At 43.0% G+C, this 13,549-nt stretch carries 6 protein-coding genes; all 6 read right to left on the reverse strand.

From position 1 onward, the window contains the following. Positions 1-17: 17 nt before the first annotated feature. The 6 genes from ACZM6M_RS04160 to ACZM6M_RS04185 all read right to left on the reverse strand — a co-directional run bounded on the left by ACZM6M_RS04160 (position 18) and on the right by ACZM6M_RS04185 (position 13,540). Positions 18-6,311, reverse strand: a complete 6,294-nt coding sequence (locus tag ACZM6M_RS04160) for a SpaA isopeptide-forming pilin-related protein (RefSeq protein ID WP_489489777.1) — start codon at positions 6,309-6,311, stop codon at positions 18-20. Between the two features lie 69 nt (positions 6,312-6,380). Beyond that, entirely contained in the window at positions 6,381-8,456 is a 2,076-nt protein-coding gene (locus ACZM6M_RS04165; RefSeq protein ID WP_118576008.1) for a DNA topoisomerase 3, read from the reverse strand. Then, the gene (locus ACZM6M_RS04170) at positions 8,453-9,013 is read right to left on the reverse strand and encodes an MT-A70 family methyltransferase (protein ID WP_118576006.1); all 561 of its coding nucleotides are present in this window, start codon (positions 9,011-9,013) and stop codon (positions 8,453-8,455) included. Before ACZM6M_RS04170 ends, ACZM6M_RS04165 begins: the two co-directional genes overlap by 4 nt. Before the next feature lie 4 nt (positions 9,014-9,017). After that, positions 9,018-10,442 (reverse strand): CD1107 family mobile element protein, encoded by a 1,425-nt coding sequence (locus ACZM6M_RS04175; RefSeq protein ID WP_217498425.1) that lies wholly within the window; start codon positions 10,440-10,442, stop codon positions 9,018-9,020. After that, a complete protein-coding gene (locus ACZM6M_RS04180; protein ID WP_243868275.1) occupies positions 10,405-10,758 on the reverse strand; it encodes a DUF4315 family protein in 354 nt (117 codons plus the stop codon). The genes ACZM6M_RS04175 and ACZM6M_RS04180 overlap by 38 nt, the downstream gene beginning before the upstream one ends. Further along, positions 10,739-13,540 carry a CD1108 family mobile element protein gene (locus tag ACZM6M_RS04185; RefSeq protein ID WP_489489857.1) on the reverse strand — a complete coding sequence of 934 codons (2,802 nt, stop codon included), beginning with the start codon at positions 13,538-13,540 and terminating at the stop codon, positions 10,739-10,741. The genes ACZM6M_RS04180 and ACZM6M_RS04185 overlap by 20 nt, the downstream gene beginning before the upstream one ends. Positions 13,541-13,549: the final 9 nt, after the last annotated feature.

Below are 13,549 nucleotides of genomic sequence, written 5' to 3' on the forward strand. Positions count from 1 at the left end.
CATAACCGTTGGTTTCCTTATTTGCTTTTCCTTTTTCTGCAGATATAAAGTCCTGCCATACCTCCTGTGGAGATTACCAGAAGCAGAATCGGCAGCCAAATATTCGTGCTGTCACCTGTTTTTGGTGCATTTGATACCTTTGTCTCTTCATGGGACTGTGGTGTATCCGGTGTATTCGGTGTTTCTGGAACTTCCGGTTTCTCATTTGTCAGATTGAAAGTAACTTCCACGACTGGTGTACTGTCATTCGCATAAGCAAATGTCACTTCATGCTTGGTCTGATCCAGTGTGTATCCATCCAGTGTTTTTGTTTCCACCAGATAATACTTGATTGCTGTATCATATTTGCCGTTCTTAAATGTGGCAATCTCATACAACTTACTTTCTGCATGACCGGCAGCGTCTGTCTTTAAGGTTTCCAGAACCTTTCCTTTGCTGTCACGGAGTTCAAATTCTACCCCTTTCAGCGGTTCTCCTGACGATTTATCTGTCTTATTGAGAATCACTTTTCCCTTGGCAGTATCATCTTTCATAGCCACTTTCTGAATTTCTCCGGTATCCTTCACCTCAAATGTCACATCAAATGTCAGAAGATATCCTTTCGGTGCCTGCTCTTCACGTAAGGTATATTTACCGATTGGCAGTTTTTCGATATAGTGTGCTTCCTCTGTGGAAGTCCAGCTCTCTACTACCTGATCATCCTTATCGAGAATCGTCAGTTTCGCACCTGGAATCTCAGTTTCTCCTGTGATATCAGTCTTACTGATCTCTACTTTTGTCACATCGTCTTTCATCTCATGCTTCTGAACCTCTGCTGTATTCTCTACTGTGAAAGTAATACTTTCTGCAGTGACATATCCATCTGCCGGTTTTGTCTCTGTCATGGTGTATTTCTTACCAACAACCAGTTCTTTGATCACATGGGATTCTTCCGTAGAAGTCCATTCATCCACTGTATTGCCATCTGAATCCATCACTTTCAGGTGTGCACCTGGAAGTTCTTTGCCTGTTGTCAGGTCTGTTTTGGTCAGCTCCACTGTGGTTGGCTGATTTTCAAAAGTAAAGTCGTAGCTTACTTCTGCCTGGTCTTCTCCGGCATATTCAAAGGTAAATTCCTGTACTTCTTCTGTTGTAACAAATCCGTCCGGCGCAAAGATCTCTTTCACATAGTATTTTCCGTCTACCGGAAGATCTGCCGTAAAAGTAATCTGTCCTTTTTCATCCGTTACCCGCTGCTCGATCAGACTGTCTTTCTCAAGGAGTACCTCGCCCTTTGCATTTTTGATATCTTCACTGGTATAAAGACCGAAGACACCACCTGCAAGGACACGTTCTGTATCTTTTTCTTTCTTCAGAACCGTAACCTTTACTTTCTGACGGGCATTCTGCCATTTCTCATCATAAGTGATAACTGGTGTGTCCTGATCACGGTAGGAAAGATCAACATATCTCGGCTCTCCGTCCAGCACATAACCATGGGCAGTTTTTACTTCCTTCACATAGTACTTGCCAGCCGGTAGATCTCCCATCTGTGCAATACCATTGGAATCTGTGGTAATGGTTCCCACTTTTTCATCTGCTTTGAAATAATCTTCACTGACACCATCTGCCGCTTTGATATCTTCCGCAGCAAATACATCGAACGTCACATCTGAAAGGCTTCCGGTTACATATTCAAAGAGATGCTCCACAGTACCTTTTACCTGATCCAGAAGTGTTACCTTATCCAAAAACTCTCCATTTTTGTTGATGATTAGAAGTCCTGTTGGAACTTCATCTTTCATCTCTACTTTCTGAATCTCGGCAGTATCTTTCAGCGTGAACTTCACATCCGTTGCTTTCAGATATCCATAAGGTGCCATTTCCTCACGAAGAGTGTATTCCTCTCCAACTGTCAGTCGTTTGATCACATGTGGCTGATCTTTTACAGAAGTCCACTGATCCACAACATTTCCTTCTTTATCAAGAACGGTGAGTTTTGCCCCATCCAGTTCCACACCTGTTGTTACATCAGATTTTGTGATTTCAACTGTTGTCGGCTGGTTCTTTTTCACTGTTTTCAGTTTTACTGTCTTCACATCCTGTCCCTGGTAAGAAGCATCCAGATTCAGAACTTCATCAGAGGATACAAATCCCGCTGGTGCTTTTAACTCTTTCACATAATACTGTCCAAGTGGCAGATCCAGCGTACATGTTGCAAGACCATCGTTATCAGAAGTCATTTCCTGTAAGAGTGTGTCTGCTTTCACGATCACTTTTCCATCCGCCTTGATATCCGCTTTGTTATAGATACCAAAGACAGCTCCCGCCACGGTTGCACCATTCTCTGCATCCTGTTTTTCTACCTGGATTGCAACTTTCTGTCGGTCATCGCCAACCGTCACTTCCTGTTCGATCACAGGTGTATCCTGATCTGCATAGACAAATGTGACATCAGATCTGTCATGGTTCAGAACGAATCCTTCCGGTGCAGTCTTTTCTACCACATAGTAAGAACCAAGCGGCAGATTCTCTGCAACTGCTTTTCCGTCTTCTCCGGTCGTTACCGTTGTTACCAGTGCATCTTTTGCATAGATCAGCTGTCTGTTTCCGTTTTCATCTTTCTGATAATCCGGTGTATAGATATTTTCAGCTGCATAGACATGAAATGATGCACCCTTCAGGTATCTTTGTTCATAAACAAAATCCTTTTTAAATCCGGTCAGCATCTCACCTTTTTTATAAATCGTCAGCTTTCCTTTTACCGGATGGTTCTCGTAATCTACCGTAATAATGGCATCTCCACTCTCAGAATCCATCTGGTATGCTGTGTTAGCATCCACCGCAATCTCTACATAGTTCTTGTTAATTGTGTACCCTTCCGGTGCGTTGACTTCCTCAATCCGGTAATGTCCGATCTTCAGATTCTTCGGCATGATCAGATATCCCTGGCTGTCCGTAAAATAGGACTTGTGAGTGGTTGTCACTGGGTAAGTTGTTACCTGTTCTAAATACTTTTTGTTGTCCAGGTCATATACCTTAAATTCTGTTCCTGCAATCAATACGGATTTCTTTGTTTCATCGTCTTTTTTCACGATTTTCAGTTTTGCCTTAAACTCTTCATCCAGAAGCACTCGCCAGATCTGTGGCTCATTTGGATGATGCTCTGTGATATTCACTTCAAAATCATCGACCGGCTTGTAGTTGTGCGGTGTTGTTGTCTCACGCACGATATAGCTTCCAAATGGTAATGGAATACTGCAGGCATACCCTTTTTCATCTGTGAAAATCTCAGTAGCTCCATTTTCGCCACTCACTACTGGTTTGGCAGAATCAAAATCATAGCTTCCATCTGCTTTCTTTGTAAGGGAAGATTTCAGATAAACTGTAAATCCAGCTCCGGATAACAGCTCTGCATCGGTCTTTCCATTGTTGGCTGCTTTGATAATCTGGAATGGCTGCTTGATGACCTGCTCACTGGAAGTGCACTCTCTTTTTACTTCTGCTGTCATATCTCCTTCATAACTGCACGTAAGATCATGCTCTTCTGCATCTGCCAGGTATCCGGTCGGCGGAGTAATCTCTTTGACATAATATTTGCCAAGATATAAGCCATTTACAGAAGCCTGTCCTTTGTCATCTGTTGTAAGAGAAGCTACCTGCTCTCCTGCTTTATAAATAGTTCCCGTTGCTCCATCCGGGTGCACGATATCTTCACGAGCATACAGTCCATAAACTGCACCTTTCAGTGTGGCATCTCCCTGCGGTACTGCTTTTCCTGTCTCTTTATCCACTTTATAAAGATTGATCTTTGCTGTCACACGGTCATTGCTGAAGGTATGGGCAAAAGATACGGTTGCTTCTTTATCATTGGTGTAAGAAAACTTGAACGTATACACATCTTCTGTATTTCTTACATAACCTTCCGGTGCCTGATCTTCTTTTACAGAATAGGAATATCCGATTGGCAGGTCTACTGTGAATTTTGCAGTTCCGTCTGCGCCAGTAGTTACTTTCTCAATCAGCGTTCCTTTTTTCACAACAACGCTTCCGTCTGCATTTCTGATATCATCGGATGCATACAGAGCAAAAATACCGCCTTTCAGTGGTTTCTTGGTGTCTTTATCCTGTTTTACTACGGAAACATCTGCTTTCTGTCTCTCGTTGTTAAAAGTCACATCTGCAAATACAACTTCTTTGTTCTGACCAGCATAAGTTAGAGTCACTGACTTTTCTTCGCTACCGTTATAGAAAGAGTCCGGTGCTTTTGTTTCTTTTACCACGTAGGTTCCAAGATGCAGGTTTTTCAGTGTGACAGAACCATTCTCACCTGTTGTCAGGTTTTCTTTTACAAGGTCACCTTTGCTGTACATTTTTGTGCCATAAGCTGTTACGATATCTGCCCCGGCATACACGTTATACACTGCATTTTTCTGTCTGCGGTTTTCATACTGAAATACCGTTCCATTTTCACTGACATCTGCTCCGGTAAGAACCTGTCCTTCTTTGTAAATGGTAAGCTCTGCCAGCTGTTCCTTATTTTCCACGGTTACAGCTGAGGTCTTACTTGCTACCAGTTTTACATTTGTTGCCGTTGCATTTACTACATATCCCTGTGGTGCTGTGATTTCTTTCAGATAAACGGTATCCTGTGTCTTGATAATCGTAACAGATGATTTTCCATTTTTATCTGTTGCAGGCATCTGAGTGATCAGCTTTGTACAAGCCTCATCGCTGTAAACGCCGAATACTGCACCTGCAAGATTGACATCCGCTGTATCGTCTTTCTTTACGATTTCGATCGTAGCCTGTTCAATCCAGGACACCTTTAAGCTTACATATTTTTCATCAGCAACACCTTCTCCAAATACAAATGCCAGATCCTGAACACTTGCATTCGTAGTCAATTTATATGCTGAATAATCTTTTGTAATACTTCCCTTCATCTTTGTAGAAAAAGAAGCACTTACATCTTTTGTCTGTGTCAGAGGAGCTGAGAGATAAAACGTGGTTCCTCCTCCAATTGTTACACTTGCACCTGCCGCACTTACATTTCCAGTAGATACATTATGGAGCTTTACTCCCTTTGGTAAGTCCATTGTGATTTTCTGCTGGGAAGATGCGTTGAACTGAATGTTCTCCGTTCTCTGAACATTTCCATCTACATAAGCCTTTACATTCGGCTTTGAAAATGACATCGCTACATCTGGTATTTCCGGCTTATTCACACAATAATTATAGAGTTCTTTTGCCAAAGCCTCGCCTGTAGCATTTGTTCCATAGAATGCATCACTGCTTCCATTGGCATATGATGCAGCCATGTGAATAATGATGAATCTTTTTCCTTCTGAAAAATCCGTGTGTTTATTAGCGAAAAAACTCTCGCTTCCTGCGGCATCTGTACCGTAATAACACACTTTTGCTAACGCCTGATTGTCTCCAATCTTTGTAATTGTATAATTTCCAGATCCAGGTCCTGGCTTTGCTGGCTGTACACAATACGCAGTTGCTCTGACGCTTCCGTAGCTGATATAGTACGGCTCTGTCAGATAGGTTCCAAGATTATAATCTGCATATCTATACAGTGGTCCTTTTTCAATTGTTACCTGCTGTGTACTTCTTGCTGAATAAGCCGAAACTGCTTCAAATGTTGCAATCTCTCCCTCTTCCATAGCCTCAAGATCCACACCTTCGTCTCCTGCCTGTTCCAAAACATCATGAAGCTCTAACCCTGATTCTTCATCATAGGTATCCTGGTTCTGTGCCTGCTCTACCAAATCATCAAATTCATCAGCGTCAATATCGGTAATCTCCGATTCTGCTTCTGAATCCTCCGCTTCTTCTGTCTGCTGCTCACTTACAGCTGTTTCGGATTCGGTCACTGCTTCACTCCCTGCCACCTCTGTCTGAGCTTCAGTTGCTTTCTCACGCACAATCAGTTTTCGGCTGATCTGGTACTTCGGATGCTCCTGATTTACCGGTTCCACATAATAGACCGCTTTGTAAGTGTCCGCATGATCTGTCGTAAAATCCTCATCCTTGTCGTTCTTTGCTTCCTCAAATGTGACTTTGACCTTGTTATCATCCTTGATTTCCAGTCCTGTGTAGTCTGATTTCACATCAAATACACTGCCTGTTTCGATTTCATAATCTTTGGCAGTCACCACCTCATCTTCATCCAGAAGGTCTTTCACTTCCTCATAAAGTGGAGGTTTTTCCTCTGGCTGGATCTCCGCTGCATATGCTGTCATCGGAGATAACACTGTACTAAGCATTGTCATGCCTGCCAGCAAGCCAGATACTACTTTTCTAAAATTACCTTTTTTCTTCATGCTAAGGTCCTCTCTTTCATAATATTTGTATTAAAACAGACAGTCCTTAGACTGCCTGCAATACACTACTTATCGTTGTGGAAAAATCAGATTGAACTGTACATTTCCCTCACCGGGATCGACCATCTCCACAGTTGCTTCATACTGTCTCCCTGTTTTTCTTGATACCAGATCCTTATAATGGATTTTTCCTTTAGACAGGAACTTCTTTGCTGTCTCCTTATCCATCTTTTTCCCTTGGCTTGCAAGAAATTTATCATTCTTCCATAAGGTAAAAGCACAGTTCCGGTCAGAACAGTAAAAGTTCACTTTTCCTTCCCGGACATCAGCTCCACAGCGGGGACATTTGCCAATGACTTCTCCTTTTGCCTTTCCCTGAAACTGATTTTTCTTCTCTTCTGAAATCCCCTGATATCTGGCAACCAGTTCCTGCATCAGCTCTGTAATCCCATTTAGGAATTCATCTGCTGTCTCTGTATTCTGGGCAATGTGATTCAATGCCATTTCCCACTCTGCGGTCATCTTCGGAGATTTAATCTCATCCGGTAGAACCGTAATCAGCACATTTCCATCATCTGTCGGCACCAGATTTTTCTTTTCCCTTTTCACAAAACCAGACTGAATCAGTTTTTCAATGATTGCTGCCCTTGTTGCAGGAGTACCAAGTCCTTTCTTCTCTGTATCTTCGGTCAGCTCTTCATTCCCTGCACGTTCCATCGCAGAAAGCAGGGTATCTTCTGTGTACTGTTTCGGTGGCTGTGTAAAATGCTCCGATACAAAAGAATCACAGGGACCATAATGCTTGCCTGCCCAGATATCCAACTCCGGCTCTTCTTTTTCTGCAATGATTCCAAAGAACTGTTTCAGTTTTTTCTCAATTGTCTTGAACCCTTCCTGTTTTGTTTTCTTTGCATTGAGATAAAACGTATGATAATTGCAGGTAATCTGACATTTATGACTCTCATAAATATAAGGCTCTGCAGTTGCTGTCAGAACCCTGGCACTGATCAAATACAAAATCTTGCGGCTTCGTTCTTTCAGTTCACCAATATCCGCTTTGGCTACTTCCATGGTTGGGATAATCGCATGGTGATCGGATACTTTCTTTGAATTTAATACCTTACTCACGTCCGGTTGATATTCCAGACCTTCAGCATAAGGCATTTTCCCAAATAACATCTGAATCAGAGTTTCTGTGCTTTCTCCCATCTCATCTGTCAGATACTGGCTGTCTGTTCTCGGATAAGTGACAAGCTTCTGCTCATACATCTCCTGCACAGCATCCAATGTCTGCTGTGCGGTATAGCCAAACATTCTGTTAGCTTCCCTCTGCAGGGTGGTCAGATCATAGAGTTTTGGAGGGCGGACCGTTTTCTCTTTCACATCATCCTTCTCCACTTCGCACATACGCTCCTGACACTCTGCAGCCACTTTATCTGCATCTTCTTTTTTCTGAAAATGCTCTGTGACCGCATCCATATCGTCAAACTTGATATGAGCCATATAATATTTTTCTTTGGTAAATTCCTTGATCTTCTGATTTCGATCCACAATCATGGCAAGTGTTGGTGTCTGTACTCTTCCAACTTTCAGATTCTGGTTATACAGAACGGAAAAAAGACGGCTCGCATTGATTCCCACCAGCCAGTCTGCCTTTGCCCTGCAAAGTGCTGACTGATAGAGACTGTCATAACACGAACCGTCTTTTAATGACGAAAATCCATCTTTAATTGCCTGTTCTTCCATGGAAGAGATCCAGAGTCGCTTCATCGGCTTTTTACATCCTGCCTGCTCATACACCAGACGGAAGATCAGCTCACCTTCACGTCCTGCATCAGTTGCACAGATCACTTCATCTACTTTGGAATCTCTCATCAGTTTCTTTAAGATTCCGAACTGCTTCTTTGTGCCCTCCAAAATCTTGTGTTTCCAACATTCCGGCACAATCGGCAGATCCTCATATCTCCATTTTTTATATTTTTCATCGTATTCCGATGCATCGCATAATCCCACCAGATGTCCTACGCACCAGGAAACGATATAACCGTTTCCCTCCACGTAGCCATCTTTTCTTGTTCTGGCTCCAAGCACGGAAGCCAGTGCCATCGCAACCGATGGCTTTTCTGCAATCACTAATGCTTTCATTCTATTTCTTCCTCACTTTTCATTTCTATATCTGACTGTATTTCATTTCCCCAGACATCCCACCCAGGTGTTGTCTGTCGTGCAAATAATTCTATTCTCGGTACATCACCAATAAGCTCAACAATTCTATCTCTTGCCACATCTGGTTTTTTACTGTGTCTTTCAATGTGTGATAAAATAATCTGTCGAACATATGCTGATTTCCTATGAACAGACCCTTTCGTTGCAAGCAAACAAATTTCGGCATTGCTCCTTGTCCAGTGTCCCAGACCAAGAAACAAAGTATCTGCCTTTTTATTCTTCTTTACCCACACGAACGCTACTGTCTTGTACTGAAATCCCCATGCTTGAATCACACTTAATCCTTCTCTCAGCTGTGGAAAAGTGACCCAGAGAAATAAAACACAATCTTTATCCGCTAATTTTCCAACTGGAAGATCACAGATTTCCTGTAAACTCATGGTCGGGTAATGGTCTGCGGCAATTCCCTGCCCCGCCTTCCTGTTATACTGCCAAGGCGGATCAGCGTATATAATCTGATATTTCTTATTCCGCACTCAATCATCGCCCTTCCTCCTCTTCTTCATCTTCCAGCACATTATCGTCAAAATCTTCATCTCTCAGGATTTCCGGTTCTGTACTTTCTTCCTGCTCATCTGCATCATCTACTTCCCGTTTTTCTGACTCTGAATCTTCGGATTCATCTTCATCCTCTTCCATCTCGTCCTCGTCATCATATTCATGTTTTGGTTTATAGACTTTGAAGTAATATCCTCCTGCCGCAGCTCCGACTGCAACCAGTGCAATCAAAAGATACGTTCCAAATGGACTTTTATCTTCAGGCATCTGAATATCATCCTCTACCTTATCTTTCTCGGCTGACTCTGTCGTTTCCGGTTTTTCTTCCTCTGCTTTTTTCTCTGGTTCTGCATAAACCGTATCCACTTCCGGAAGTGTCACCGAATCAGAAAGTGTGAAGTTCATCAGATCTTTTTCACTGACTTCTGTAAGAAAATACACATTATCCTGAGATTTTGAATTATCAATGATCAGATAGAAAATCTTACCACTCTTAGTTGAAATGGTATAAAACTCTTTTGTGCCTTCCGTAGCTGTTTTTGTAACAGAATCTGCTGTCTCGCCTTCTTTATTAAGCTGTTCCTCGATACCTGTCACTGTCCGATTATCCACAGTTCCTTTTGCATCTGTCGGCTCAGAAGCCTGTGCATCCTGCGGAAGTGGTGAAGTCGTTGTTTTCTCAGTAGCAGTTGCATCTGCACTAGTCGTAGTTGCCATTGCGCCATTACTGTCACTGGAGGTTTTCTGTTTCTCTGCCTGCTTCTTTGCCCATTCATAATAAGGATTCTGTAGTACATACCTCTCAGAAGTATTTCCGGCACCATCCGTTACCGTGATTTCAATCTGTTTTGTTGAAAAATCTTTCTGTGTCAGTTGCACTCTCAGCATTCCATCCTTCAGATCTGTATAAGCGGTGCCATTAACTGTTACTGCAGTAATCCCGGATACTGTATCATTTCCCTGAATCGTCAGTACACCATCTGTCAGGGAAGCAGAGAGTGTCGGCTTTTCCGTGTCATAACACTTAATAGAGCGATTCTGCTCATAGACCTTCCCCTCACCATCTGTCACACGCACGTATACCGTCTGGTTTCCAGTAATCGTGATACTTCCGCTTCCGGTTACATCCTGCCAGCTTCCATCTTTTCCAGCTTTTGCTTCAATCTTTGCTATCGAGAAACCTTCCGGCATATGACTGGCATCTACCGTAACAGTAATAGTTGTTTCTCCCTGTTTCCAGCCATCCGGTTTCTCAATCGTGATTGCAGGTGTGATATTCTCAGCTGCATAAGCAGTCTGTGTCTGGAGCAAAGGTGTTGTCAGGCAAAGAAATGTCGTTGCTGCAAGCAATCCTTTTTTCACGCTATTTTTAGATTTCTTCTGTTTCATCTTCTCTAAATTCATCATCAGACCTTGTTTCCTCCTCCTGTATTTCTACCCTGCCGGGCAGTTCATTTTTCATTCTCTTTTTGAAAGCTTCCAGCTCTGGAATGCTCATATCCATCGCACGGATAATTTTTACAATTTCCAGATTTTCCGCTTCTGTTTTTGCAATCTCCGCAGCCTTGAACCGCTTTAAATCTGCTTCATATCTGGCTTTGGATGCTTCCATTTTTTCCTTGGCTTTCTCATAATCTGCCGTTGCTTTTTCAAGACTTTTCATCGCTTCTCCTTTCCGGACGGCTGTTACACCGCCCTTTTCCTTACCATCGTCCGAATCCATAAAAATGGCTCTGCCAGTATGGAGAGTTGATGGACGTATACTGAACCGGATGCCCACAATGGATCATCTGACCATTGCCCACATAGATTCCGATATGCGTTACTGGTTCTCCTGCATCGTAGGTTCCTGTAAAGAAGATCAGATCTCCCGGCTGTGCATCTGACTGTGATACAGGTGTACAAATGTTGTACAATCCCTGTGCTGTCAACCTCCCGGTGTTTCTAACCCCAGAATGAACTAGGCAGTAACTTACAAATCCAGAACAGTCAAATCCACTTGGCGAATATCCACCCCACACATATGGTGTTCCAAGATATCTCGCTGCTTCATTTAACAAACGCTGTGCTGCTTCACTGGTATATTCATTACCGCCAAAGCCTGCCCCTTCTCCTGTTTCCAGATAAAAGATCGGGTTTAACCGCTCTCCATTTTTTAACAGTTCAATATGAAGATGGCTCCCTGTAGAATTTCCAGTATTTCCTATAAGACCTATCTCATCACCTTTCGTGACGGATGCTCCTGCAGATACACTCCGGCTGCTTAAATGTGCATACCGCAGTTCATAACCTTTACTGTCCTTGATTACAACATAATTGCCATAGCTGTCGTTATAAGCAGAAGTTGTAACCGTTCCGGTCAGCCCTGCCATTACTTTTGTCCCTTCCGGTGCTCCGATATCCATACCATTATGAAGCTGATTTGCTCCTGATATTGGATGAATCCTATATCCATAATAGCTGGTCACACTGGAATACCAGTTAAAATCAACCGGTGTTGCAAACATCTGCAAGTTGCCTTTTGTATCGTTGTAGGCACTGAACAGTTCTTTCTGGAAAAATCCCAGCCTGTCCTGACAGATTGACATCAGGTTTCCACTATTTAAGGTGACATTCAGCACATCTACATCTCTTGTCCTGGTCACTTCCACTTCATTGCTTCCATTATCATCTGCCAGATAACATTCCCATGTTTGATGTCCATGTGCAGATGCTGCCGCATGACTGTCATAATAGACATCAAACTGTACACCGTATCTTGCGAAAGCTCCGGTATCTTCTACAGTATATTCGACACCATTCATAACTACCTTTGTTCCCATTGGTACAAACGGATTGGAAGCATCTACCGCTAAGGTATGATTGGCAGTTGGATATGCTCCACTGGCAGTCGGTCCTCCGCTCCAAATACCACAACAAATTGGGCAGTTACAATACCCACTGGTCACAACCTGTCCCAAAGATTCTCCAACTCTTACAGTTGCTGTCTCTGTCACAGTCTCATTGACTGCTTCTGTTTCTAACCGATACTGCAATGCAAAAAGAGCATCCAGTTCTGGCTTTACCTGTTCAAAGGTAAATTCTTCATACTTTGCTGACAGATAACTGATCAGGATAAACGGATCATGCTCAATAGGTCCGATGTTATATCGGTATTCCTCATGTCCCGGTTCTTCAGATTCCATGTTGTTGATCCGCTCCTGCAGATTAGCTTCCAGCTGTGTGTAATACAGTTCCGCTTCCCGGATTGCCTGATCCGATGACAGATAACTGGTTCCGGTATAAGTGATCACATTTTGTAAAAACACCGCAGAGCATGACGTGACATTCGTTATGATCAGAAACATCAATCCGATCAGAACTGCTACACTGATATACACCTTCCGGTTTTCTTTAAAGAAGTTGGTGACTTTGCCGCCAATCTTCTTGATATAATCAATCGTACCTTTTGTAGCTGTTCCTACTGTCTGTTCACTTCGCTTCGCTTTGGCATAATCCCGTTTGATCTGTTGCTTCTGAATCTGTTTTTTCAGTTTCTTCTGCTCCTGACGGGTTGCCGCCTGTGTCTGTTTCTCTTCCTGTCTTTCAAGTCTGCTTCTTTTTCTGGATGCCCTCTGTTTCCTGCGTCTGGCACTTCTCTGTTCCAGCCGGTAAACACCTTCGCCGCTTTCTTCTAACTTATGGACACCTTCTACCGCCGCATTATCGTCTTCATTTTTGCTGATCTCACGGTGCAATGCTACGGAAGTTGCACTTCCTGCTTTCTTGACAACAGAAGCTTTTTCTGTTTTCACAGATTCCCCTTCACCAAACTTCAAGCGGAATTTCTTCTTTCCAGGAGCTTCCCCTTCATTTGCCCGATAGCCCTGTGCCTTCTTGGAATGCTGCTTAGCTTCCTTTTTCTTTTTTGCTTCCTCATAAGAAAACTTTTTGGCTTTTTCCTTCTGTTTTTGATGGCGGAAATTGACTCCATCCGTATCCATCTGGTTCAATTTCTCCATATCTTTGTCATTTTTCACAGAAGCACCAGTTTCCTCATAAGCAAATTTCAAACGCTGTTTTTGTTTTGGCTTTTTGCTGCCGCCGGTCTGATTTCTCCGGCTGTCTCCTCTGTTTTCTGATAGATCAGCACGTTTTTCTTTCAGTCTCCCTGACTGTCCGGCTTCAGATTTTTCTGCAAGTCTGGATTCTTTTCCGACTTCAGCACGAATCCTTTTCCGGTTTTGCTGCTTTCTATTTTGTCCAAAATCCTCACTTTGCTTCTCTGTCCGTATCAGTTCCGGTGCATCTCTGGATTTTTGCACAGAGGGACGAATATTTTTCCCACTCCGTTCAGACTGGCGGGAAGACTTATCCACAAGGCTTAATTCTTTTTCCCCCTGTTTTCCTCCCATCTGCACATCACTGGCACGGTTACTGACACGAACAGAAGATTTATCTGTCAGGTTTTCTTCCACAAGACCATCCTTGGTCATCTTCTGAACTTTCTTATCCCTGACTTTCATTCTCTGTTC

The organism is Enterocloster sp., from assembly GCF_057861365.1.

What these genes read in the sequence shown, in the direction of transcription:
- ACZM6M_RS04160 (WP_489489777.1), bottom strand. Translation starts at nt 6,311, where the DNA reads ATGAAGAAAAAAGGTAATTTTAGAAAAGTAGTATCTGGCTTGCTGGCA.
- ACZM6M_RS04165 (WP_118576008.1), bottom strand. Translation starts at nt 8,456, where the DNA reads ATGAAAGCATTAGTGATTGCAGAAAAGCCATCGGTTGCGATGGCACTG.
- ACZM6M_RS04175 (WP_217498425.1), bottom strand. Translation starts at nt 10,442, where the DNA reads ATGATGAATTTAGAGAAGATGAAACAGAAGAAATCTAAAAATAGCGTG.
- ACZM6M_RS04180 (WP_243868275.1), bottom strand. Translation starts at nt 10,758, where the DNA reads ATGGATTCGGACGATGGTAAGGAAAAGGGCGGTGTAACAGCCGTCCGG.
- ACZM6M_RS04185 (WP_489489857.1), bottom strand. Translation starts at nt 13,540, where the DNA reads ATGAAAGTCAGGGATAAGAAAGTTCAGAAGATGACCAAGGATGGTCTT.